Raw genomic sequence first — 24,242 nt, 5'->3', positions numbered from 1 at the left:
CATGAACACCCGCATCGACGCCTACTCGACCGAGATCCTGCCAAAGTTCGTCAAGTACTTCGTCTCGGCCGACCGCGTGCTCGCCGGCTCGGCGCTTGCCGAAACGACGCAGAACCTCGTGAATATCAGGGCGAGCCAGATCAACGGCTGCGGTGCCTGCCTCGACATGCACGTCAAGGAGGCCGAGCGCGCCGGCGAGACATCACTTCGACTGGCACTGGTCGCCGCGTGGCGTGAGACCACGGTCTTCAGCGACGCCGAGCGCGCCGCGCTCGAGCTCGCGGAGCAGGGCAGCAGATTCGCCGACGGAAGCGGCGTCACCGATGAGGCCTGGAACAACGCCGCACAGTACTACGACAACGAGGAGCTCGCCGCCCTGGTCGCCCGCATCTCGCTCATCAACGCGTTCAACCGCATGAACGTCATGACGAAGCAGGCCGGCGGGAGCTATGTGGCAGGTCAGCTCGGTTGATCGGTCGGGTACCGAGGATGCTCCTGCACGGGCTGCAACTCGAGCGCACGCACGATCAGGTCCGCGGCCTGCTCGGCAGAGACCTCATCCGTGTCGATGATGAGGTCGCTCGGCGGTTGCTCGGCATGGGCGTCCTCGGCGCGCAGACGCCGAAGCGTCTCGACGTCGGCGAGCTTGCCGAACTCGCGGCGGCTCGCCAGCTGGATGCGACGCTCCTGCTCCTCACCGCTCACCTCGAGCCGTACGAAGCGGATGCGTCCACCGGCATCCTCGACCGCCGCCCGCGCGCGAGCGGCGAAGCCCGGCTTCACGCTCGCCTCCGGCGCGAACGTGAAGATGAGCGACGTGTCGGCGATCGCGGCCTCGCGGAACGTCGCGAGCCAGAACTCCTCGCGGAGCTTTACGAAGGAAGGCGTTCCGAACGTGAAGACCGCGGTGAGGGCATCCACGATCAGATGATTGTGGAACACACCGAAGTGCACGCGCTCGTTGAGCGCTCGTGCCACGGTGAGCTTGCCGGCCGCCGCACCACCATGCAAAAAGACCAAGTCCATCGCCCGATGCTAACCGCCGATCCGCCATACTCTGTGGATGCCGCTTCCCCCGACCTCCCCCGCTGCCAGCCTCGACGGACGCGAGTTCGTCATGGTGTCGTCGACGAACAGCCGGGTCGATCCTGTCTCGCCATCGCGGTTCCGGTACTTCGAGCGCGACGGCGTGATCTGGGGCGAGTATTGGGGCGACACCGTCACGTTCGGCCGCTTCGTGGGCACGCGGAGGAACGACACCCTTTCGGTCACGTTCGCGCACGTTCTGGTCTCGGACGGCGTGGTCGTGACGGGCACCTCGAGCAGCGAGGTGGAGTCATCCGACGCGGGGCTCCGGCTCGTCGAGCGGTTCACCGTCGACGGGACAGAGCATGTCAGCGTGTGCGCTGAGGTCGTTTCAGCAGCCTGAGCGTCTCTGCGATCCAGTTCTGCCACGCGATGAGCACACGCGGCGGGGCGTCGTGATGCGCGTTCCGCTGGGCGAACCGGGGATGTCTTCCCTGCCCATGCTGATGGGCTTCGGCCTTGCTCCGATGGTTCAGCTCGGAGGCGCGGCCGTGATCAGGCACGCCGGGCACACGATGCATCGCACCGTGGAGCAGTTCTACGGCGTTGGTTTTCATGGGAGGTTCCTTTCGGTCGATGTCATTCCGAGTCGGTCGGATGTCTGGTCGACGTCGTGACGGGTCAGTCGGGGACGATCACAAGGCGGGATCCGCGAAGGTCCGTGCGCTGCCAGGCCTCCTCGATGCGACTGAGCGGCATGGTCGTGACGTTCATCTTCAGTTCGCCCGTGCGGACCCAGTCGACGACCTGCTGGTACGCGGCGGCCATGCCGGTGGCCATGTTGCGCCCGGCTCCGTAGATCTCGAGTCCCGAGGTGCGGAGGGCGTTCCCCGCCAGCTCGATCGTCTCGCCGGCGGCGACGCCGACGTGCACGAGACGCGTCGGCTTCGGCATGACGAAGCTGTCGGGCGTCAGCGCCCGAGTCAGGAGCTCCGTCGGCCGCCCCCAGAGAAAGTCGACGACGACGTCGTAACCGCCGTTCGCCTGATCGCGATACGCCTCGACCAATGCCCGGTCGTCGACGGCGGTGTTGATGACGGCGTCAGCGCCGAGGTTCGTCAGATCGGCAAGCGCGTCGTCGTCGCGTCCGGTCGCGACGATGCGGCCGGCACCGAGCAGGCGCGCGATCTGCACCGCCAGCCGTCCCGCCACTCCGGTTGCTCCCTGCACCAGAACGGACTCTCCGGCAGTGAGCCCGGCAGCGGTCTGCATGCTCATGCCCGCGATCGCCGACGAGAGTGCGGCGGCCTCCGCAGGATCGATGCCCTCCGGAACGGGCGGAGCATATGCGGCCGGAACCACCGCGAACTGTGCCAAGGCGCCGTTCGGGGGTGTGAGGCCGCCGAAGCCTACGAGCGTTCCGTCCGGCAGACGTCCGATCCCATCGAAGCACGGAACGGCCGGCAGGCTCGCCTGGAAGGCCGCCGCCGTGTAGTGGGTTCCAGCGACGATGGCGCGATCGACGTTCTCGACGGCGACGGCTTCGACGGAGATCAGGACTTCGCCGTCGCCCGGCACCGGCTCGGACACGTCGCTCAGTACCGGGATGCCTCCCGTTCGATCAACGACCGCCGCCTTCATCTCGACTCCCTTGTTCAGCCTCTCTTACAGTGTTAGAGAACTAAAGTATGTCTAACACCGTTAGAGAGCGAGGGCAAGGAGCACTCGATGACTCTCAGCAGACAGCTGGTGATCGACGAGGCCATGAGGCTCGTCGACGCAGAAGGCCTCGATGCCCTCTCGCTGCGCCGACTCGCGTCGCGCCTTCACGTACAGGCGCCGACGCTGTACTGGCACGTTCGCAACAAGGCGGAGCTGCTCGACGCTCTCGCCGACGCGATCATGGACGACGTGCTCGCAGCGATTCCCGCCCTCGAGGCCGGCGAGGAGTGGCGAGAGTGGCTGTCGACCGCGGTGTCGGAGCTACGAAGGGCGATGCTCGCGCATCCCGACGGCGCTCGCATCATCTCCGCGGCCCGCGACTCGCTACGTCGTGCGGACTTCTCGGAACGCGCCATGGCCACTCTGGTCGCGCAAGGCGTCGAGTTGCAACGCGCCCGCATGACGGTTCTCGCAGTCGAGCGGTTCACAGTCGGCCACGTGTTGGAGGAAGAGGCCCTCGACCGCGGGGGAGACGGCAAGGGTGTCGATCCCGACGAGTTGATGCGCCGTCTGCCCACTGCGACGCGTGCGATCGTCGAGTATTTCGCCGCCGGCCGAACGGCTGACGACGTCTACCGGGATGGCGTGCGCCTGATCCTGGGCCTGCCACCGCTGCTCTGACGCGCCTTCACATCGACCGCACCGTCCAGGCAGCGAGCAGCCGAACCTGAACGAGTCCATAGCATTCCCTCTCGACGGACACAGCAGATTCTGTGACGATGACCTCGTGGATGAAACAACGGCACGCTTGCTCGTCGTCGAAGACGACGCCGATATGGCCCGCCTCCTGCGCCGCGGTCTCACAGCCGAAGGCTACGAAGTGACCTCCGTCGACAACGGAGTGGACGCGCTGATCGCGCTGCGCGATGCATCCGTCGACGCTCTCGCCGTCGACGTCATGCTCCCGGGCATGAGCGGATTCGAGCTGTGCCGTCGCGTACGCGAGTCCGGCCGCACCATGCCCATCCTGCTGCTCACCGCACGCGACGCAGTCGAAGACCGGGTCTACGGACTCGACTCCGGCGCGGACGACTACCTCACCAAGCCGTTCGCGTTCGCCGAGCTGGCCGCCAGGATGCGCGCGCTGCTGCGACGGGATGCCTCGAGCAACCCGACTCTGCGCGTCGGCAACCTCACGATCGACTCGATCGAGCACAAGGCATCCGTCGACGGCAAACAGGTGGCGTTCAGCCCGCGGGAGTTCTCGCTCGTACGCCTGCTGGCCATCCACGCCGGGGAGCTCGTGACGAGGGGCGACATCCTCGACGACATCTGGGGCGGTCACGAGCACATCGACCAGAACGTGCTCGACCAGTACGTGTCCTACGTGCGTCGCAAGCTGGATGCCGCAGACACGGGCATCCGCATCGCCACCGTGCGCGGGCTGGGCTACCGACTCGAGACCATCAAGCACCCGGATACCGGTGCCGGCCAGCCGCCCACGCCCACCGCCGCAGAGCCCGACCCCGACCAGCGCGAGCAGTCAAGGCAGCGGTGATCCGTCTCCGCACGCTCTCCAGCAGGCTGTCGATCACCGCCCGCATCACGCTGGGCAGCCTCGCGGTCGCCGTGCTGATCGGGATCGTCGCGGTGATCGGCATCCGCATCGGCGTCAGCGCCATTCTCAACAACGCCACCCTCACCCTGCTGCGTCACGACGCAGGGCCGTTCGAGGAGCAGCTGCAGAACCACCCGGCCGACATCGACGCGGCTCCCGGCGAGGGGCAGTACGTGGCACTCGTCTCGCCGGCGGGCAGCGTGCGCATGACGAGCCTGCCGAAATCGCTGCGTCCCTACGGACGAGTCGCACTCTCCGCCGACGAGACGACGACGCGCGTCAGGACGCCGAATCGCGAATACGTCGTGCGCAGCGCGCCGGTGACGACGTCCGAAGGCGTGTGGCACGTGATCACCGCTCGCAACGAGGACTCCAACGACCTCGTGCTCGATCGACTCAGTCTGGCGCTCATCATCGGTGCTGTCGTTCTGGTGGCGTGCTTCACGCTCGCGTCGTTCATCCTCACGCGCACGGCGCTACGACCCGTGAGCGAGATGCGAAGGCAGGCTGATGGTCTGGCCAAGCGACAGCAATCCGGTGCTGCGGAGCCGCCGGCCGGTGACGAATCCGAACTTCTCGAAGTACCACACGCCCGGGACGAACTGGCTGCGCTTGCTGTCACGCTCAACGGACTGATCGAGAGATTGCGTGCCTCGGCCGATCGTGAGCGACAGCTCGTGTCGGATGCCAGCCATGAGCTCCGTACTCCCCTCGCGGTGCTGCGCGGCGAACTCGAGCTCGCCGAGCTCGACTCGGGCAACGCCGATGCCCTGCTGACCGACGTGCGGCAGGCACAGCAGACCGTGCTGCGCCTCTCGAATCTCGCCACGAACCTGCTCGAGCTCTCCCGCATCGAGGCCAGTCAGGTGCGCGGCACCAGCACGTGGCACGACCTCGAGATCGAACTGGCCGACGCGATCGACCGCATGCGGCAGGCATCCGTCGTCCGAGGCGTCGAGTGCGTCATCGACTTCGAGGTGGAGCAGGTCACGCAGGACAGCAGTGGCACGGTGAACCTCTCTCCCCAGGAGTTCGGGCGCATCATCGACAACCTCATCTCCAACGCGATCGCCGCGATCGGAGTCGCCAAAGGCGCAGGAACGATCACGGCGACGCTGACGCGCGGAGCGTCATCCGTCGAGCTGTCGATCGTCGATGACGGTCCAGGGATGCCGCCGGACTTTCTCCCGGTCGCCTTCGACCGGTTCACCCGCGTCGACGTCGCACGCACCACGACGACCGGAAGCGGGCTCGGCCTCGCGATCGTCGGCGCCCTGGTGGATGCCGCGGGCGGCGACATCCACCTCTCGCCGAGCACGACCGGAGGGCTGGCGGTCCAGGTCGGTCTGCCGATCTCGCAGCAGGCGTAAGGGTCGGATTCCCGGCTCAGCCGTTCAGGATGCGGCCGAAGTGGTACGGGATGCCGTCCCAGCTTGAGACCGAGACGATGCGCACCGGAATGCCGTAGTCCGGCGCCTCGATGAGCATGCCACCGCCGAGATAGAGGCCGACGTGGTCGTCGTTGTCGAAGAAGACGAGGTCGCCGGGCTGGGCCTGGGCCTCGGTGATCTGGGTCGCAATGTCATCCTGCGACGGCACGTAGTGCACGAGCGAGACGCCCACCGTCGCGTACGCGACCATCGTGAGGCCGGAGCAGTCGATGCCGCTGTGGGTCGATCCGCCCAGCTCGTACGGATCGCCGAGGTACGTGAGCGCCTTCTCGACGATCTTCTCCCGCGCGCCGCCGTACTGCAGCGCCTCAGCGAGCGCGACGGCCACCTGCGGGCCGTTCGGGCCGGACTCCGCCGCGACGATGCCGGCAATGGCGCCTGCGACGTAGTTCTCCTTCTGCACGCTGCTGCCATCGACGGCCGATGACACCGTCAGCTTCTGCGAGATGAGCTGCGTGTTGCTGGCGATGGTCGCCTTCAGCTGGGCCGCGCTGAGCGGCTCGACGGCATTCGCCGGAGCCGCGACGATGAGTCCCGGAATGAGGGCGAGGGCGGCTCCCGATGCGATGAACATCGGCCTGCGAGACGCCGCGCGGCGCCCGCGCTTGGCCGGTTCCTGCGTGCTCGCCTGCGGCTGGTAGGAGCTCCTGCGCGGTGCGTCGTCGTCGCTGTGCGTGCGCCTGAACGCCTCGCCCGTGCCGACGGATGCCGCCTGCAGGCGCGATGGAGCGGGCTCTGTCACCCTCGGCTCGGCAACGGGCACCTCGCCGGATGTCGTCGCTTCGGCCCGCTCGGCCTCGCGTCGGGCGCGTCGTGAGGAGAAGGCAGGCGACGACGTCGGGGGCGCGAGCACGATCGGCTCGGACGTGGCCACGGGCACCACAGGCAACTCTGATGCCACCGGCGCCACCGGCTGATGCACAACGACGGGTGCGGGTGCTGGCACCGCCATCGCGGCCGAACTCTGCCCTTGCAGGATCAGATCGAACGGGTCGGTCTCGGGCGCGGATGCCGGCACGACCCGAACCGACTGCGGCACGGTGTCGCCGTGGTGCGCTTCGGCAGCACGCCCGCGCTCGCGCGCCGCACGACGCGAGGTCGGTGCGACCGGCTGGGACATCGGTGGCTGGGGCATCGTCGCCTGCGCGGGCGAGGCATCCGTCTCGAAGAGATCCGCGAATGCGCCGAAACCGGAGAGGTCGTCGGAACCTGACGACGCGGGGGTCGGCGAAGCGGCATCGAACCGCTCTGGGCGACCAGGCATGGGCGCCGCTGCTCTTCGACCCATTCTCTCCCAGCCTGCTCCTCTTTCCGCACGCGGGGTACGGACAACAAGACTTCCCTGTCCCCCAAAATGCGGACGGCTGAGCCGACCGGTTTCAACCCTAACGGATTGATGTCAGAGCGCAACTGAAAGGACTCGCAGTGTCGGCATGCGTCGCACGAAGCGCGCCCACATCTCAACGTGGTTGCACCCCGGCCGTCTACCATGCTCCTTGGAGGCGAGGGACGATGAGCGGATTCGCGTGGACGTTGGCCGAGTGGCTCGTCACGCTGACGACAGGGGCGTGGCTCGAGCTGCACGCCTCGCCTGCTCCGACCATTCTGATCGTCGGCGTGATCGTCGTGCTCGCGATTTCGAGCATGGTCGCGGTGCGTCGGTTGGTCGCGATCGTCGCACCCCGGCGAGTGACGGCATCCACGGCTCCGCAGTTGAGCTCGTCTGCCACAGTCGAACCGAGAATCGTCGCGGGGAGTGCGCCCGTCGGTGGTCGTGGCGCCCGCGCGCCGGCGCCGGGCGTGGGCCGGTTCGCCTGACTCTCCGCCTGACTCACCACCCCATCGGGCAACGCGAGTCCCGTGTGCCGACCGTGCCGTCGTCCGTCACGCCACCGATCTCACGAGGCCAGCTCGATGCATCCTGTTTCCGCCACCTCACACCCCTGCCGTGCACACCGCCCGCCGCGGGCCAGACCACGATCGAGCCGCTTCGCGCGTCTCGCGCTGCTCCTGCTGCGCCGACGCCTGAGGCGTTCGACACTGCTCCTCTGGCGATTCAGTACGTGGGTGTGGCTCGCTGCCGGCGCGCTCGTCGGGTTCGAAGTGCTCGAACTCGTGCTCACCGGCTTGCTCGCCGCGCCGGAACTCGTGCCGCTTCTCCTGCTCGTGCTCGCGTTGATCTGGCTGTTCCGCCGAGGAATTCGACGAGCGGCACTGCGCCTTCGCCTGGTGGCGCGGAGGTTTCGCGCCAGAGGTCGGATCAGATGAGCCGGGTGTAGTGGTACGCGATGCCCGACCATTCGGTGAGCGGGTCGAGCTCGACGTCGCGTCCTTCCGTCGGTGCGTGCAACACCATGCCGTTGCCCATGTAGATGCCGACGTGATCCTCATCGTCGAAGACGACGAGATCGCCCGGGCGAGCCGCGGCTGCAGAGATCGGCGTGCCGACGGCATCCTGATTCGGTACGTAGTGCACCAGGGACACCCCGGCGGCGGCGTATGCCACCATCGTGAGACCCGAGCAGTCGATGCCGCTGTGCGAGGCGCCGCCGAGCACGTACGGATCGCCCAGATAGGTGAGGGCGGTCGCGATGATCGCGGCCCGGCCGTTCGGGTTGCTCGTGCCGATGAGCTGCTGGGCGTAGCTCGCGCTGATGCCGTATCTCTTCTCGAGGTTCGCCGTCACATCGACCGTGGCGAAAGTGTCCTTCTCCACGGCGGACGTTGCGACGGCGGCAGAGACGCTCAGCTTCTGCACGTCGCCCTTCTCGGCCGCGGCGAGGATCGCGTTCTGCAGTGCGGCCTTCTGCTTCGTGGCCCTGCCGGGCTGATCGGCAGTCGACGCCACGGCCGCGGCCGCCTTGTGCTGCACGGTCTCCGCGTGCGCGGCGTACGACGGCAGCGCGGTCGTGAGGCTCGCGATGAGGCCGAATGAGACGCCGGCGACGGCGAGCGTCACGTGGTGGCGGCGCCTGCCGGCCTTCGGTGCCGGGGCGGCAACCGAACCGTTGGTGATGATGGGCAACGACGCGGTGTGCGCCCCGCGGGGTCGCTCCGCGCCGAACGCGGTGATGAAGCCGAAAGCGGAGCGGATGCTCGTGCGCACGTCAGCGCGCCGGCGTGCTGCTGGACGCCGAGGCGCGCGGGCGTCGTCGGATGAGGTGGATAAGCGCATAAGTAAGGGACCTGTCGGACGGCCCGCGCGGAGGCGGCCGGCACTCTTCGTTTCGTTCGTGTCAGTTCGGGTGGCAAAACAAAAGGCCGGTTTCATCCGGCCGTCGTCCACCGTAGGTCAACCGTCGCGATTCGTTGCCAGAGGCCGTTCAGGTTCTCAAGGTGCAGATCAGGGGCTATTTCGACGCGAAAGGGCACCCCTGTGACACCGCGCGTCGACTGAATGCGAACGCATGCGACACCGCACGATCCGCATGCTGGTGCGGATCGCGCCGCGATATGTCGCGAGCGCTTTCTGGTCAGTTGACCAGACATCCGGCCTGCCCGAAACGGCGGCAGCCACGCCCAGGATGCCGAGCCGTTGTCAGGTAATGGTCAGGGCCTCTTGCGGTCCGTGCCAGGTTGGCGCGCCCCGCGCCCGGCGACTCACCCGGCGACTCGCCGGGTCAGATCACGTCGGCGGTCAGGTGGGTCGGGCTGCCGAAGCGGTGGTTCGTGATCGAGATGGACTGCTCGCGCAGGAACGGCAGCAGCTCGACTCGCCCCGACGCGGTGACTGCGCCGGAGAAGACTGCGACGTCGAGCCGATCGCCGAGTGCCCGCGCAAGAGCGCCGGCATCACCGCCGATCAGGCGGATGCGTTCACTCCGCTCGCCCTCCGCGTCGACCGCGGCGCCGGATGTCGCAACGCGCGCCATCCATGCGGCATCCGATTCGATCGCCTCGGCCACACCCAGCTCACGAAGCGCCTGATGCAGCGGCCGCGGCAGCCGGGTCGGAGTGCTCACGTCGAAACGTCCGCGGGCGAGAGTGGCCGCGGCGAGCACCCGTAGAAGAGCGGAGAGTCCCACTCCCTCGCTCAGCCGGATGCTCACCCGCGTCGAGCGGTAGCGGAACAGGTTGCGCTCCACCCCGAGACCGGCCGCGTCGCGCACCACTCCGAACTCCGTCGCCCAGGCGATCGCGTCGCTCAGCGCCGAGCGGCGTACGAGATCGAACTCCTCGTAGCTCATCGAAGGCTGGCCCGACTCGATCAGCCCGGTGACCCGGCCGTCGAGGCCGCGCAGGTGAAGGCTCGAGCTGGACGATCCGGCATCCCCGATCCACGATCCGAGACCGAACAGGTAGTTCGGGCCGCCCGCCTTGTGGCCGGCACCGACGGACGAGCGCTTCCAGCCGCCGAACGGCTGCCGTTGCACGATGGCGCCGGTGATGCCGCGGTTCACGTAGAGGTTGCCGGACTGAACGGTGGACATCCAATACTCGATCTCGTCCGAGTCCAGCGAATGCAGTCCCGCTGTGAGGCCGTAGTCGACCGCGTTCTGCCATTGCACGGCCTGCTCCAGCGTCTTCGCGTGCATGATGCCCAGCACCGGCCCGAAGAACTCCGTCTGGTGGAAGTACGACCCCGGCTGCACACCGGTGCGGATGCCAGGGGACCACAGCCGCCCCGAATCGTCGAGCCTGCGCGGGGTGACGAGCCACTCCTCGCCCGGCGCGAGCTCGGTCAGCGCGGACGCGAGTTTGCCCGACGCCGGCTCGATCAACGGGCCCATCCACGTGGCCGGCTGATCCGGCCATCCGACGTAGACGCTCTCCGTGGCATCCGCGAGCTGGTCGAGCAGTCTGCGGGACGAGCCCATCGATCCGACCAGGATGACGAGGCTCGCCGCCGAGCACTTCTGCCCGGCGTTGGAGAAGGCGCTCTTCACGATGTCGGAGACCGCGAGGTCGATGTCGGCACTCGGCGTGACGATGATGGCGTTCTTGCCACTCGTCTCGGCGAGCAGCGGCAGGTCTGCCCGCCAGCTCGTGAACAGCTTCGCGGTGTCGTAGGCACCGGTGAGGATCACCCGATCGACTCGAGGATCGGAGACGAGCGCCTGGCCGAGCGGACCCTCGTCCACATCAGCGAGCGCCATCAGCTCACGCGGGATGCCCGCCTCCCAGATGCACTCCGCCAGCACGGCGGCGCACCGCCTGGCCTGCGGCGCCGGCTTGAGCACGACGCCGCTGCCGGCCGCCAATGGCCCCAGCACGCTCCCTGCCGGAATCGACACCGGAAAGTTCCATGGCGGTGTCGCAATCGTGAGCTTCGACGGCACGAACCGCGCACCCTGCACGGTGTCGAGCTCGCGGGCGCGCGCCGCGTAGTAGTGCGCGAAGTCGATCGCTTCGCTGACCTCGGGGTCGGCCTCCGCGATCGTCTTGCCCGTCTCGGAAGCCATCACCTCGATCAGCCGATCACGGTTCGCGGAGAGGGCGAGACCGACCCGATCGAGAGCCGCGGCCCTGGCGCTGCCGGGGATGGAACCCCACTGCGCGCCGGTGGCCTGCACTGTGGCGAGGAGGGTGTCGAGCATGTGTGGGTCGTCGATGCGCGCCAGGGCGAGGGTGTCGTCTCCGGTCGTCGACGTCGACACGGATGCCAGGATGCGCCGCCCCCAGCCGCGGTTCGCGGGCAGCGACGGGTCGGTGTCCGACTCGTTGCGGAACGTCTGGTCGGCAGCACCGACAGTGCCGGTCGCGCCGCTCGAGCTTCCGGATGCCCGTGCGCGCGCCGCCCTCCTGCCGATCGTCCCCGTCTCGACGGCGCGCAGCGCCGCCGTATCGAACGCCGCGGTGTCGAGCGGCACCGTCGGCTGCACGGGCTCCACGGGAGCGGTCGGCTCGAGGTTGATCTCGGTCGTCGCGAAGAGGCCCTCGCTGCGGGAACCGCGATCGAGCCCGAGCACGACTCCCGTGAGACCTTCCTGCTCAGCGGCCGCGGCGGGATCCACCGGCGCCGGCCGGGGGTGGAAGAGCGTCGTCGGGTCAGACTCGACCCACTCGCGCGCACGGTCCTGCCTGCGGTTCGGGAGGGGTGCGAGGCCGCGGGGGCCGGCATCCGATTCGAACTCGGCGACCGAGGCGAGAAATCTGGTCCTCTCTCGCTCGAAGAGGTTGGGCTTGTCGGTGAGTTCGAACGCGGCGGAGAGGAAGTCGTCGCTCGACGCGTTCTCCTGCAGCCTGCGGATCAGATAGGAGATGGCCACGTCGAAGTGCCGCGGATGCACCACCGGCGCGTACAGCAGCAGGCCGCCCACGGTCTGCGACACGGCATCCGCCTGTCGCGTGGCCATGCCGAGCAGCATCTCGAAGTCCACGCGGTCGTCGACGCCACGGCTGCGGGCGAGCAGCCAGGCGTGCGCGACGTCGAACAGGTTGTGGCCGGCGACGCCGATCTTCACGGCGTGCGTGTGCTCCGGCGTGAAGGCCCAGTCGAGCACGCGCTTGTAGTTGGCGTCGGTGTGCACCTTGCCGTCGTACGGGGCGGACGGCCAGCCGTGCAGCACGGCATCCACTCGCTCCATCGGCAGGTTGGCGCCCTTCACGAGGCGAACCTTCACCGCTGCGCCGCCCGCCGCTCTGCGGTTCTGGGCCCACTCGGTGAGGTCTTGCAGGGCATCCAGCGCGTCGGGCAGGTAGGCCTGCAGCACGATGCCGGCCTCGAGCGTCATCAGCCGCTGGTCGCTCAACAGCCGCTTGAAGACCGCGATGGTCAGGTCGAGATCGTGGTACTCCTCCATGTCGAGGTTGATGAACTTCGGCGTCGCCGACGAGGCCGCGTACAGATAGAGGGGTGCGAGCCGCTGCACGACCCGCGCGACGGATTCATCGAACGCCCACATCGACAGCTGGCTGGCGACGCTGGAGACCTTGATCGACACGTAGTCGACGTCGTCGCGCTCGAGCAACTGGCGAGTGCCCTCGAGCCTGGCCTCCGCCTCGTTCTCGCCGAGCACTGCCTCGCCGAGCAGGTTGAGGTTCAGGCGCACATGATGGGCGGATGCCCCGCCGTGCCGCAGCCGCTCGATAGCCTTGCCGAGGCGGCCCGGCGTGGCATCCACGATGAGGTGCCCGACCATGGATCGCAGCACCCGCCGCGCGATCGGGATGACCACCCACGGCAGAGCAGGCGCAATGGCACCGCCGATCGCGAGCGCCGCCCGCTGGTACCAGGGCAGGAAGCGCGGGATGGTTTTCGCCAACCGCTGGAGATTCGCCGCGGCGACGTAGACATCCTGCGGCCGGGCCACGTCATCGACGAAGCCGACCGCGAAGTCGAGACCGCGCGGGTCGCGCAGCAGCCCCGCCAGCCGCTCGGCCGCGGGGTCGCGCTTGGATGCCTCGGGAATCGCATCCCGGGCATCGGATGCATGAAGCCACCCCCGCACGAGCTCGATCGCCCGCTGCGCCAGGTCGTCGTCGGGGGTGAGGATACCGTCGTCCTGCGCCATGCAGTCGAGACTATTCCGGGGCACGCCGAATGCGGTGCAATCGGGGCGGCGGCGCTCTCGTCTCAGCGCTCGCGCTCGCTTTCGCGCTCGAGATTCCGTTTCAACTGCAGAAATGGCGGTTCGGATGCCGTGAGAATCGCCATTTCTGCAGTTGAAACGGAATCTCGCGACGCGACTACTTCGCGCCCACTCGGCGGCTGTTCCGCGGCCGCAACGCCCCCGCCGCCGCGAACGCCGCGACCATCAGCAGAACCACCAGCCACAGCGAGTTCAGCAGTCCGGCCGACTCGGCGAGCAGCCCGATGGCCGGCGGGCCGGCGAGGTTGGCGAAGTACCCGATCGATGCGACGACACTCACGCGGGCTGCGGGGTTCGGTCCGCTCTCGGCTGCTGCGGACATCCCGAGCGGGAAGCCCATCGAGACGCCGACGGCCCACAGCAGAGTCCCGACCAAAATGAGCCACGGGTTGCCACCGAAGATGAACAGCACGACACCGACGACGCCGATCGCGGTCGTGTAGCGGATCGCTGCGACGCGCCCGATGCGGTCGACGATCGGGCCGCCGAAGATGCGGGCTGTCGCCTCCCCGATCGCGAACGCGGTGAGGAACAGGGCGGCGACGGCAGCGGTCTGGCCATGATCGGCGTGCACCGCGAGCGTGAGCCAGTTGTTCGCGGACCCCTCACCGAGCTCGACACCGAGCATCACGAGGCCGATGAGAAGCAGCCGCCAGTCCAGCCATCCGCGGGCCCACTGCACGACCTTCTGCCAGCGGGTCTGCTCGCTCGTCTCGCCCTCGCTCCTCGCGCCGGGCAGGATCGACGGCGCCATCACGAGCGCCAGCACGACGATCAGCGCAGCCTCGCCGATGAACTGAGCGGATGGCGTGACGCCGAGCGCCGCGCACGCCGCGCCGATGCCGGCGCCCACCGCAGCACCGACGGACCAGGATGCGTGCAGCAGCGGCATCAGCGTGCGCCCGGCCGCGCGTTCCACGGCGGATCCCTCGACGTTGATCAACACATCGAGCAGCCCGATTCCGAATCCGACGATCACGAACGCCACCGTCACAAGCGGCACGGATGCGGCCATCACCGAGAGCCCCATCATCGCCATCGCGACGGCGACCACGAGAAGCGCTCCGGTCACGGCTCGCCTGCTGCCCACCCAGTGCAGCACCGGTGTGGATGCCACGAGTCCGCAGATCGAACCGACCGTCACGCACGCGAGCAAAAGCCCGATGGTCGCGGTGTCGACGCCCAGTTCCGCCTTGACCGCAGGCAGTCGCGGACCCCAGGCCGCCACCGTGATGCCGCCGAGGCCGAACGCGACGATGATGGCGTTGCGCCACCGGGCGAGCGAACGCTTGTCGATGTTGGCGACTGCTTCAGACATCCAGGTCGGCGACCTCACGATCGTAGGCAGCGCCATCGCTGCGGTCGAGCGGATGCCCTGCCGCGGCACTGCGAGAACGGGCAAGTTCTCCGACCCTACAGTTCACGCACGGTTCGGCGGACCGCTACGATCCCGATGCCGACGACGATCGAGAGGATGATCAGGCCGATGCCGAGCATCCGCCAGCCAGGAACCGTGGCGAGGATGCCAGCGCTCAGCGATCCGACTACCTGGAACCCGTTCGTGATGACCTCGGCGATCGGTTGCACGCGGCCGCGTTCGTGAGCGTGGTAGGCGTCTGTGATCATGGCGCTGCCACCGCTGTAGGCGAGGTTCCAGCCGACTCCGACCGCGAACATCGCCGTGAGGAACGCCCATTGTGCGGTGCTGCACGCTGCTGCAGCACCGGCCAGGATGACGAGCATCGCGCCAGCGACTGCGATCGATCGCTCGCCGAATCGCCCGATGAACCGGGCGATCACGAAGCCGGGAGCGAACATGCCGATCATATGCAGCTGCACAGCGAAGGCGGCCTCCCCCTCGCTGTGGCCCATGGCCATGCCTGCGATCGGTCCGGCGGTCATCATCGAGGTCATCGAGAACGCCGCGAACGAGGTGGCCGCGATGCCCGCGAGCAGCACGGGCTGGCGCCAGAGGATGCGGCGCGGGCGGGCGGATGCCGGTGGCTCGGTCGAGTCGGCGAGGTCCGATCGCTGCGCCGGCAACAGGTGCGGCGCACCCAACTCGCGCGGAAGGAGCGCATTCCACACCGCGGCGAGCGCGCCGAAGAGAGCGACGAGCAGATAGCTCGCCACGTATGCGACCGGCAACAGGCCGCCGACCCAGGTGGCCAGGAATGGTCCGAGCAACGCAGCGATCAGGCCACCGGCGAGCACCGTGGTGACGGCTCGAGCGCGCTGGGTACCTGACGCATCCGCCGCCGCATAGCGGTAGTAGCCGGCGCCGGCCGAGTAGACGCCGATCAGGCCGGTGCCCGCGCAGAAAAGCCAGAACTGGTCCAATTGCACGGCGATCGCGGACACGAGCCCGGCGACGACCGCCACGCACCCGACGGTGGTGAAGACGGCGCGATATCCGACGCGTCCGATGAAGCGGGAGATGAGGAACGTCGAGGCGACGGCCGCGATCGGAATGAGGCTGTACGGCAGCGTCGCCAGCGCCGTCGACGGTGCGAGGCGGTCGCCCACGATGCCCGTCAGTGTCAGATCGACAGAGCTGCCGAAGACGTAGAGGGCCTGGGCGGGAGCGAGGCGGCGGGCGATGCGGAGGTGCGGCGAGGCATCCGTTCGAGGGCGCAGGGTGGTCACGATTCCACTGTGCTGTTGCACGCGGCATGAGACGAGTGGCATGAATGCCGATATGCGATACATTTCTGCCATGAACGATTCAACTGCTCCGAAGGCCTCAGCCGCGGCTCGCCACCGGGTCGCGGTGCTCGCGCTGGGGCGGACGTTGCCGATGGAACTCGGGATGCCCTTCCAGATCTTCGACCACCTCGACCTGCCGTACGATGTGGTCCTCTGCGGGCGCGCCCCCGGCCCCGTCGACACCACGGGCGGCTGGTCGGTGAACGCAACGCACGGTCTCGACGCGGTGATGGGCGCCGACACCGTGATCGTTCCCGCATTCCGTGTGGCGACCGATGCGGTTTCCGACGACGTCGTCGACGCCTTGCGGGAGGCAGCGCGGCGTGGGGCGCGCATGGTTTCGATCTGTACCGGGGCGTTCGCCCTCGCGGCTGCCGGTCTGCTCGACGGTCGACGCGCGACCACGCACTGGCACTTCACGGATGTCCTCGCTCGCCGATACCCGAACGTCACCGTCGATCCAGACGTGCTCTACGTCGACGAGGGCGACGTGATCACGTCTGCCGGAGTGGCCAGCGGGATCGATGTGTGCCTGCACATCCTGCGCCTCGATCACGGCGCGGCTGTCGCCAACGTCGTGGCTCGCGACATCGTCGCGGCACCGCACAGAGACGGCGGGCAGGCGCAGTACATCGAGCAAGCACCGATGGCGGAGCCGAGGGGCGCGAACCTCGCTGCGACGCTGAAATGGGCGCGTGCTCGTCTGGACCAACCGCTCACGGTGGCCGAGTTGGCCGCGCATTCGCACGCATCCGCACGCACCTTCGCCCGGCAGTTCGTCGTCCAGACCCGCACCACACCGCTCAAATGGCTCAACACGGCACGCGTCGATCGCGCCCGGGAGCTCCTGGAGACGACCGACCTCGGCGTCGACCGCGTGGCCGAGTTGTGCGGGCTCGGAACGGCCGCGAACCTGCGCGTGCACTTCAGACATGCGACGGGCGTGAGCCCGAGCGACTACCGGCGCACGTTCTCGGTGGCGTGAGTGTGGGCGGTGCCGATGGTCGAGCCGACGACGCGCCCGTCGTGCAGCTCGAGCACGCGTGTGGCGCGCTCCGACATCGCGGGATCATGAGTCGTCACAACAGCCGCCATGCCCCGCTCGTGCACCAGGCCGACGAGCAGGTCCATGATGACCGCGGCGGTCATGCTGTCGAGCTGGCCGGTGGGCTCATCGGCGAAGAGCACGTCGGGGTCGGTCGCCAGGGCTCGCGCGATTCCCACGCGCTGCTGCTGGCCGCCCGACATCTCCGGCGGGCGCTGCGCGGCGTGCTCGGAGAGGCCGACATCGGCGAGCAGGCGGGCGACGCGCGCGTCCCGCTCGTCGGCGGGCATCCGCAGCAGTCGCAACGGAAGCTCGACATTCTCGGCGGCGGAGAGCACCGGGATCAGTCCGAAGCCCTGGAAGACGAACCCGATCCGATCCCGGCGCACCCGCACGAGCTCGTCCTCGGTCGCCGCACTCAGCTCGACACCGCCGAGCCAGACCGACCCGCTCGTCGGACGGTCCACGGCGGCGAGCATGTTGAGCAGTGTCGTCTTGCCCGATCCGGAGCGCCCCTTCACGACCAGCAGCTCGCCGGGCCGCACCTCGACATCGACGCCCGCGCACGCCTCGACCCTGGTCGCGCCCTCGCCGAACACCCTGGTCAGAGCGGATGCCCGCAGCACCGGCAGATCCGTCGCCGCGCTCATGACTGCTCCCCTTCGTCCGAGCTCCCTGAGCGAAGGCCGGAGGCCGAAGTCGAAGGGTCGGTGGGGGCGCACCCTTCGACTCGCTGCGCTCGCTCAGGGGACGGTGACTGGGAAGGCCGGGCGGCCGGCGACACCCGCACGTGCGTCGGCTCGAGTTCGAGCCGCACCCGGTCGCGCAGCTGCAGCCGTGTCACGTACTCGGCGGGCAACTGCAGCCTGCCTGAGCGGTCGATGACCGTGAACTCCTCCGCCTCAGCATGCTCACCGCCTTCGCCGTGGCTGCGGAACACCTCGGTGGATGTGCGCCCGTCGCGAATGAGCACGGTGCGGCGAACGTGCTCGGCCACCGTCGGGTCGTGCGTGACGATCAGCGTCGTCACGCCGAGCTCCCGGTTCACGCTGCGCATCACCTCGAGCACCTCGACGCTGGTGGCGTCGTCGAGCTCACCGGTCGGTTCGTCAGCCAGCAGCACGAGCGGCTCATTCGCGAGACTCACCGCGATCGCGACGCGCTGCTGCTCGCCGCCGGAGAGCTCGGCAGGCATCCGCTCGGCCTTGTCACCGATCTCGAGCAGCTCGAGCAGTTCGGTCGAACGCCGGTCGCGATCCCGCGTGCCCGCGAGGTTCATCGCCATCGCGATGTTCTCCCGTGCCGTCAGATACGGCAGCAGGTTGCGCTCGGTCTGCTGCCAGATGAACCCGACGGCCCGCCTGCGGTACTCGAGTCGCTGCGCGCGCGTCATCGTCAGCAGGTCACGCCCGGCCACGACGGCCTTGCCCGCAGTCTGCTTGTCGAGGCCGGACAAAATGCCCAGCAGCGTCGACTTGCCCGACCCGGATGCCCCGACGATCGCGACGAGCTCCCCGCCGTCGACCTGCAGGTTCAGCCCCTGCAACGCCTGCACCTCCACGCCGTCACCCGAATAGATGCGCACGAGATCGGAGCACAGAATGCCGCCGTCCCGCTCTCGCGCCACCACCGCGACTCCGCCGCGATTCTCGATCTCGGTCATGTCTCCTCCTCCGCACGAAGGGATCGCGCCGGATCCGCTCGCCTCGCCGCCACGACGGCGCTTCCGACAGCGATCGCCGTTCCCAGAACGAACACGCCGACGACGACCGCGACGCCCGGCCACGACACCTCGAACCCCGGCCGCGCCAGCGCACCGGTGATCGGCCGCACGTCGACGGCATCCAGCACCAGCCACGACAGTCCGAGGCCGGTCAGAACCCCGGCGACGATCGCCGTGAGTGCCAGCGGTGTCACTTCCCAGGCCACCAGGGCCGCCGATTGTCCGCGATCGAACCCGAGCGTGCGCAGCACGCTGAGCAGCCGAACCCTGGCTCTCCGACCCATCGCGAGCGTGAGCAGCAACGCGGAGATCGCCATGATCACCGCGAGGAGCGATCCGGCCAGCATCAGGTACTGGATGCCCGGCAACAGCGGCCCCTTCTCCGCCAGCGCCTCCGCGGCCGCCGTCGAGTTCACGACAGCGGCGCGGCCGGCCACGCGCTGCACCTCCGCCACCACCTTGCCGACATCCGCACCAGCTCGCACGTCGATCAGCGCCGCCGCCGTGACCGCCTCGGCACGGACCGAGGCGGGCACGGTCCGCTGGTCGATGAGGGCCCACGCCGTGTCGCTGAGTACCGGCGCTGCCGTGACTTTCGCGTGGGCAACGACGTGCACGGGCATCCGCACACGTCCGTCGTCGAACGCGAAGCTGTCGGGACGCGCCGACGACGGAAGCCCTCCGAGCACCGTTGCACCGCCGATGCCGCTGCTCCCTGTCGGGAAGAGCGCAGCGCCGGAGGGGAGGTCCGACTGCACGGTGATCATCTCGCGGGCGTCGACGAGGTAGGTCGCGAGCGTCTGGCCGGATGACGCGTCCGCATAGCCGACCAGACGCAGCGGGGCGACGCCGGCGATGTCGGGCACATTGCTCAGCCGCTTCAGTTGGGCGTCGGTGAGGTTGGCCCGCACCGTGATGTCCGCGCCAACGCGCCTGAGGGCATCCTCGTGCCCGCCGCTCAGCACCACGGTGAGCGTGTTACCCGCGAAGACCGCGACGGCCACCCCTGTGAGCATCGCGAACAGCGGCCAGAGTCGACCGGCGCCTCCTCGAGCCGCCGTCGCCCATCCGACAGGGCCGACGGCGCCGCGAGCCGCGAGCGCCAGCCGCCCGAGCCCGTGCAGCAGCGGCGGATAGAGCCGCAGCACCAGCACGCACACCGCGAAGACCAGCAGCAACGGTGTCGCGACCAGAAGCGGGTCGACGCTCAGCGGATCCGATACCGCCTGCGTGCCTCGCTGAGCGAGCACCACGCACGCCGCTGCGGCGAGCAGGATGACCAGCAGCTCGACCGTCCACGACAGCACCGGTCTGCGCCTGGCGCGTCCCTTCGTCGGGCTCGACGCCGTAGCAGCGATCGCGAACGGCGGGAGGATCGCACACGCCGCGATCAACCACAGCACGGATGCCCCGGCCCCCGTGACCACCATCGCCGCCACCCCGCCGACGATCGCCGCGGGCACCGTGACGGCCGCGGCTTCCAGCGCTGCCGCGCCGCGCACGCGCCGCTCCGATCCGCCTCGAGAGCGCAGGAGCTCGAAGGACCTCGCACGGCGGGATGCCATCAGCCGCGCCCCGCTGAACAGCACGGCGATCGCGGCGCCCAGCGGGCCGATCGCGACGATCGCGAGCAGCGTGGGCACCGATCCGATGCGAGCCAGGATGTCGTGGATGATGTCGGGCAGCTGTGTGCTCAACCGCATCTCCGCTGCCGTGGGGCCCGAACCGACGGTGATCGGCGTCGCGACGAACGCCGTGGTCGCAGCGGCGATGCTAGGTAGTGCTGGAACGGTGACGGCCGCCGAGTTAATTCCGTACCACGTGGAGAGATACGGTGCGCCGAGCGCGAAGGCGAGTTCTGGCCAGGAATCGGCGTTCATCCACACGACGCCGTGGAGGAGCATGATCCTCGAATCCGAGCTGGAGACAGTGCTCCCGAGGGAATCGCGCACGGTGTCGAGAGTCCAGAAGTCGCTCGAAGGATCACGCGGCTCGACCGTCCCCACCAGCCTCAGCTTCATGCTGGGCATGGCGCCGTCGGCAGCAAGGGGAAGGCCGGAGAGTGCGACGGCATCATTGTCCAAGCTCAGGGTTCTCGTCGTGCCGAGCTTCCAGTTCAGTTCGCGGGCAACTCGACTCGCCATCACCACCTGGGTCACGCCCTGTTCAAGTCCGCCCGCCGGCCAGTGCCCACTCACGAGCGTGGCGTCGGACCGCAATGCAGGATCGCCCTCGACGGACAACCCGAGCGAAGATCGCTTCGGATCCGAGGGCTTGGGGACGACCGGTATGCCTGGAGGCGAGTTCGGACCGTTGGACACTCCGTCTGAACGGCCGACGAATCGTCCCCGTCGAGAGACGGCGCGCAGTGCCGGTTGCATCGCGTGCGCCGCATCGTCGAGCGAACCCTGCATCGACTTCCACACGCTCTCTGCGTTGGGAAGAGGATTGGCCGTGTCCCCGTAGTCCGGCTGCACCGGCACGGTGGAACCCATGCTCGTTCCGTCCGCGGACTCCGCGTCGAGACGGTAGCGGGCATCCGCCGACACGAGCGACACCGTGATGCTCGGCCACGCGACGACGCCCGCCGTCGCGAGCAGCACGACGATGCCCAGCGCGACCAGGCCCCGGCGGAACGCGCGCATCGATCGCAGCGAGAGTGCGACGGTGGAGAGGCGAGAGCCGCGCCGCCCGCTCACGTCGTCGTCCTTCCAGGAACGGCGTGCACGGCATCCGCTCGCACCGCCCGCGTGTACCTCAGAACGATCAACGCAACGACGACGAGCAGCACGACCAGGCAGCCTGCGAGCCACACGACGTCGAACGCGCCGGTGATCGGCAGCGACGGCAGCGCGGAGGGAACCGAGCTGCGGGCGAGCGTGTTCCCGGCCAGCAGCGAGATCAGGATGCCCGCCACGACCCCGCAGACCAGTGCGTAGCAGGCCGCCAGGATCGCTTCGACCCCTCGGCCCCGAGCCTGCGTGCCCGGGGCGAATCCGATGGCGCGAAGAATGACGGTCTCTCCCTTCCGCCGCCGCCAGAGTGCCGCGAGGCACGCGGCGAGCGCGACGCCGGAGAGCACGCAGCATCCGTAGGCGCCGACGTTGAGCGCAGTGATGACGGGCGAGATGAAACGCGTGGCGAGCGTCGTGTCCGGCACGATCGCGGTCGCCCCGCTGCCGGCCGCGCGCGCCGCTGCATCGGCGACCCGGGCCGCGGGCCGGTCACCGACGCCGATGAGCACCGTGTCGACGGCGGGAAGTTCTTGGCTGGAAGCGAGCAGAGCCGCGGTCAGCTGCGGCAGATCCGCGAACACGGCCGTGACGTCATCCGTCGCTGGAATCTGCGGAACGATTGCGGCGATCCGCACCTCGAGCGATCCTTGCGGCAGATCGATCGTGGTGGTGCGGCCGACCTGAAGCCCGGTTCCTGCAGCCGCCGCCGCGCTGATGGCGACGGGCAGAGGCGCCTGCTGCACCTGCGGTTCCAGGCGCGCTTGCAGCGTCTGCGACGAGTCGTTCGGCACGTGGGCGTCGATGCCGATCCCGTCGCCGGAGCGCGTCACGGTCGTGGTCCCCTGCAGCGGGTAGACGGCTTTGGACACACGCCAGCCGGCGGATGCGATGGGCAGCGACTCGCCACCCGCCGTTCCGCCCGTCACGCTGAGTCGCACGCTGGTGAGCAGCGTCGTCGCTATCAGGCCGCCATCGCCCGCCGGCAGATCGACGGAGACGTCGAGAGCGCTGAGGGTCCACGGTCCGCCTGGCGGCAACGTCATCGTGGCGGTCGACGGCTCGTCAGCTCCGTCGTCGCGAACGGCGAACCGGCCGCTTGAGCTCGCCACTGTTTCGCCCGACGCGTTCTGCAACCACCCGGTGAGCCGTGCGGTGGACTCGACGACGCCGACGGCCGAGACGGTCAGCTCGAGCGTCTGCGCGCCAGCAGGCAGACGGATGCCGCCGGCCCCGCCCCGCTTCGCCCCGACCGCGCTCGACACGGCACTCGCATCGAACATCGAGTCCTCGGCGGGGTCGAGGTCTGCCAGGGCCGCCGACGGCGCGGCGACGACGTCCAGAGCGAGCGGGCCGATCAGGCCGGGAATCGTCGCGGCGGCCACCACCCGCTGCGCGCCCGGCACCGCCGCGACGCGCGTGAGGGGAGCGGCGTCGCCCACTCCGCCGACGAATTGCGGGGCGTCGAGGTCGAGACGGGCGTCCGCTCCCACCACGATGCGCGACGACGAGGTGAGGAACGACGACCAGGTGCCCTCGTATCCGGCGGCGAAGGTGGTGACGGCGATCGCGATGGTCAGAAGTGCGACCGGCGCGGCGAAGACGGCGGCGTGCCTCGACACCGACCGCAGCGGAAGCGTGCCGACGCCGGTCGAGCGCGCGGTCACGGTCTCGACCCCGCGCGACGCCGGACCGAACGCGACGACCGCGAGCACAGCCAGCGCACACAGGCCGGCAGCGGGTGCGATGACCGCAAGTGGGTCGATCGGGCCGCCCGCGACCTGAGCATCGGTGATGAAGCGCCACATCGTGACGGCCGCGCCGGCGATCACGACGAACGTCAGGCCGGCCGAGACGGCGAACCGCGCGCGACCTGAGGCCTGCCTCGGCTCACCGGAGGTGCGAGCCGCTGCGACGGCCGAAAACGCGACGACGATCGCAGCGGACCCCAGAAAGACCCCGATGAGGGACACGACGATCGCGCCGATCGGAGGTGCGCCGATCAGCAGCCCGACCACGAGCTGCGCGACGAGGGTGCCGAGCAGCGCGCCGAGGCCTGCGGCGAGCGCGGCCTCCGCGGCATCCGCGCCGACGATCCAGCGGATGCTCGCCCCCCGCGCCCGCAGCAGTCGCGTCTCGTTGTCCCTGGCCTCCACCAGCAGTTGGGCGAGCAGGCACAGCGCGATGACGGCCGACACCACGAGCACGGCAGCGGGCACGGGCAACACGGAGGCGAACGCGTCGAGCGAACGTTCCATCGCGAGAGCCGTCGCCGCACCGTGTCCCGACACGCTCACCGTTGTGCTGTCGACCGATGGCAGCGCGGTCACGGTGCCTTCGAGCTTGGCGTCGTCGCGGCGCAGCTGCGCGAGGTGCTCGGGGAGGATGCGCGAGGCATCCGGCGTCACCGTCCACGACTGGGAGTTCGACCCGTGGCGTGCGCTGACCACGACGGGAACGCCCGCGAAGAGGTGCTCGAGAGCAGAGCGCACCTTCTCGTCGGATACCGGTCGCGAGCCCTCGACGATGTCGAACGACACCGTTCTGGACACCTCCGAGATCGGTCCGGCCGCGACCGTGCGCTGCACGGCGTCGATGGGCGCCCTGGACGCGATGCCCGCGATCGCGGCCATCAGCACGGCGATGACGAACACGGTTCCTGCGATCGCGCCGAGCAGTCCTCGCTGTTCACGCGCGCGGGACCGCCAGAGCGCGCTGGCGCCGGTCCGCATCGGCGCAGACGAGAG

At 69.0% G+C, this 24,242-nt stretch carries 19 protein-coding genes; 8 read left to right on the top strand and 11 right to left on the bottom strand.

Features of this window, described 5'->3' with window-relative positions; translation table 11 throughout:
* The first annotated feature begins 1 nt into the window (after position 1).
* A complete protein-coding gene (locus MJ603_RS17060; RefSeq protein ID WP_243064959.1) occupies positions 2–472 on the top strand; it encodes a carboxymuconolactone decarboxylase family protein in 471 nt (156 codons plus the stop codon).
* Here the strand turns inward: MJ603_RS17060 and MJ603_RS17055 are convergent.
* Entirely contained in the window at positions 460–1,026 is a 567-nt protein-coding gene (locus MJ603_RS17055) for a hypothetical protein (RefSeq protein ID WP_243064958.1), read from the bottom strand. The genes MJ603_RS17060 and MJ603_RS17055 overlap by 13 nt on opposite strands.
* Before the next feature lie 37 nt (positions 1,027–1,063).
* Here MJ603_RS17055 and MJ603_RS17050 point away from each other — a divergent pair, with 37 nt between their 5' ends.
* Entirely contained in the window at positions 1,064–1,429 is a 366-nt protein-coding gene (locus MJ603_RS17050) for a hypothetical protein (RefSeq protein WP_243064957.1), read from the top strand.
* A gap of 278 nt (positions 1,430–1,707) precedes the next feature.
* On the opposite strand, the gene MJ603_RS17045 is transcribed toward MJ603_RS17050, so the two are convergent.
* Positions 1,708–2,667, bottom strand: coding sequence for a zinc-binding dehydrogenase (locus tag MJ603_RS17045; protein WP_243064956.1), 960 nt, complete (start codon positions 2,665–2,667; stop codon positions 1,708–1,710).
* An 87-nt stretch (positions 2,668–2,754) separates the two neighbouring features.
* Here MJ603_RS17045 and MJ603_RS17040 point away from each other — a divergent pair, with 87 nt between their 5' ends.
* The 3 genes from MJ603_RS17040 (at position 2,755) to MJ603_RS17030 (ending at position 5,676) form a co-directional block, all read left to right on the top strand.
* Positions 2,755–3,369, top strand: a complete 615-nt coding sequence (locus tag MJ603_RS17040) for a TetR/AcrR family transcriptional regulator C-terminal domain-containing protein (protein WP_243064955.1) — start codon at positions 2,755–2,757, stop codon at positions 3,367–3,369.
* Between the two features lie 106 nt (positions 3,370–3,475).
* A complete protein-coding gene (locus tag MJ603_RS17035) occupies positions 3,476–4,246 on the top strand; it encodes a response regulator transcription factor (protein ID WP_243064954.1) in 771 nt (256 codons plus the stop codon).
* Entirely contained in the window at positions 4,243–5,676 is a 1,434-nt protein-coding gene (locus MJ603_RS17030; RefSeq protein ID WP_243064953.1) for a HAMP domain-containing sensor histidine kinase, read from the top strand. Before MJ603_RS17035 ends, MJ603_RS17030 begins: the two co-directional genes overlap by 4 nt.
* A 16-nt stretch (positions 5,677–5,692) precedes the next feature.
* Here the strand turns inward: MJ603_RS17030 and MJ603_RS17025 are convergent, their stop codons facing one another.
* Positions 5,693–7,021, bottom strand: coding sequence for a C40 family peptidase (locus tag MJ603_RS17025; RefSeq protein WP_243064952.1), 1,329 nt, complete (start codon positions 7,019–7,021; stop codon positions 5,693–5,695).
* A gap of 248 nt (positions 7,022–7,269) precedes the next feature.
* Between MJ603_RS17025 and MJ603_RS17020 the strand changes: the two genes are divergently transcribed.
* Together MJ603_RS17020 and MJ603_RS17015 are read left to right on the top strand one after the other, a co-directional pair.
* A complete protein-coding gene (locus MJ603_RS17020; RefSeq protein ID WP_243064951.1) occupies positions 7,270–7,575 on the top strand; it encodes a hypothetical protein in 306 nt (101 codons plus the stop codon).
* 249 nt (positions 7,576–7,824) lie between these two features.
* Entirely contained in the window at positions 7,825–8,025 is a 201-nt protein-coding gene (locus tag MJ603_RS17015; RefSeq protein ID WP_243064950.1) for a hypothetical protein, read from the top strand.
* Here MJ603_RS17015 and MJ603_RS17010 read toward each other — a convergent pair.
* The 4 genes from MJ603_RS17010 to MJ603_RS16995 all read right to left on the bottom strand — a co-directional run bounded on the left by MJ603_RS17010 (position 8,018) and on the right by MJ603_RS16995 (position 15,935).
* Positions 8,018–8,863 carry a C40 family peptidase gene (locus MJ603_RS17010; protein ID WP_243064949.1) on the bottom strand — a complete coding sequence of 282 codons (846 nt, stop codon included), beginning with the start codon at positions 8,861–8,863 and terminating at the stop codon, positions 8,018–8,020. The genes MJ603_RS17015 and MJ603_RS17010 overlap by 8 nt on opposite strands.
* 514 nt (positions 8,864–9,377) lie before the next feature.
* Positions 9,378–13,211, bottom strand: a complete 3,834-nt coding sequence (locus MJ603_RS17005; protein ID WP_243064948.1) for a bifunctional proline dehydrogenase/L-glutamate gamma-semialdehyde dehydrogenase — start codon at positions 13,209–13,211, stop codon at positions 9,378–9,380.
* A 175-nt stretch (positions 13,212–13,386) separates the two neighbouring features.
* Complete coding sequence (locus MJ603_RS17000) at positions 13,387–14,691, bottom strand: MFS transporter (protein WP_243064947.1); 1,305 nt, start codon at positions 14,689–14,691, stop codon at positions 13,387–13,389.
* An 11-nt stretch (positions 14,692–14,702) separates the two neighbouring features.
* A complete protein-coding gene (locus tag MJ603_RS16995) occupies positions 14,703–15,935 on the bottom strand; it encodes an MFS transporter (protein WP_243064946.1) in 1,233 nt (410 codons plus the stop codon).
* 70 nt (positions 15,936–16,005) lie between these two features.
* On the opposite strand from MJ603_RS16995, the gene MJ603_RS16990 reads away from it, so the two are divergent.
* Positions 16,006–16,980: a GlxA family transcriptional regulator gene (locus tag MJ603_RS16990; protein WP_243064945.1), complete on the top strand. Its 975-nt coding sequence runs from the start codon at positions 16,006–16,008 to the stop codon at positions 16,978–16,980.
* Here MJ603_RS16990 and MJ603_RS16985 read toward each other — a convergent pair.
* From MJ603_RS16985 to MJ603_RS16970, 4 genes are read right to left on the bottom strand one after another with little or no spacing between them, the layout of a single operon-like run.
* Positions 16,953–17,690 (bottom strand): ABC transporter ATP-binding protein, encoded by a 738-nt coding sequence (locus tag MJ603_RS16985; protein WP_243064944.1) that lies wholly within the window; start codon positions 17,688–17,690, stop codon positions 16,953–16,955. The two genes, MJ603_RS16990 and MJ603_RS16985, sit on opposite strands and share 28 nt — an antisense overlap.
* Positions 17,687–18,703, bottom strand: a complete 1,017-nt coding sequence (locus tag MJ603_RS16980; protein ID WP_243064943.1) for an ABC transporter ATP-binding protein — start codon at positions 18,701–18,703, stop codon at positions 17,687–17,689. The genes MJ603_RS16985 and MJ603_RS16980 overlap by 4 nt, the downstream gene beginning before the upstream one ends.
* Positions 18,700–21,462 carry an ABC transporter permease gene (locus MJ603_RS16975; RefSeq protein WP_243064942.1) on the bottom strand — a complete coding sequence of 921 codons (2,763 nt, stop codon included), beginning with the start codon at positions 21,460–21,462 and terminating at the stop codon, positions 18,700–18,702. The genes MJ603_RS16980 and MJ603_RS16975 overlap by 4 nt, the downstream gene beginning before the upstream one ends.
* Positions 21,459–24,227, bottom strand: coding sequence for an FtsX-like permease family protein (locus MJ603_RS16970; protein WP_243064941.1), 2,769 nt, complete (start codon positions 24,225–24,227; stop codon positions 21,459–21,461). The genes MJ603_RS16975 and MJ603_RS16970 overlap by 4 nt, the downstream gene beginning before the upstream one ends.
* Positions 24,228–24,242: the final 15 nt, after the last annotated feature.

This window comes from Humibacter sp. RRB41 (genome assembly GCF_022761015.1).
Taxonomy (GTDB): Bacteria; Actinomycetota; Actinomycetes; order Actinomycetales; family Microbacteriaceae; genus Humibacter.
This window is presented reverse-complemented; position numbering and strand designations above follow the sequence as displayed.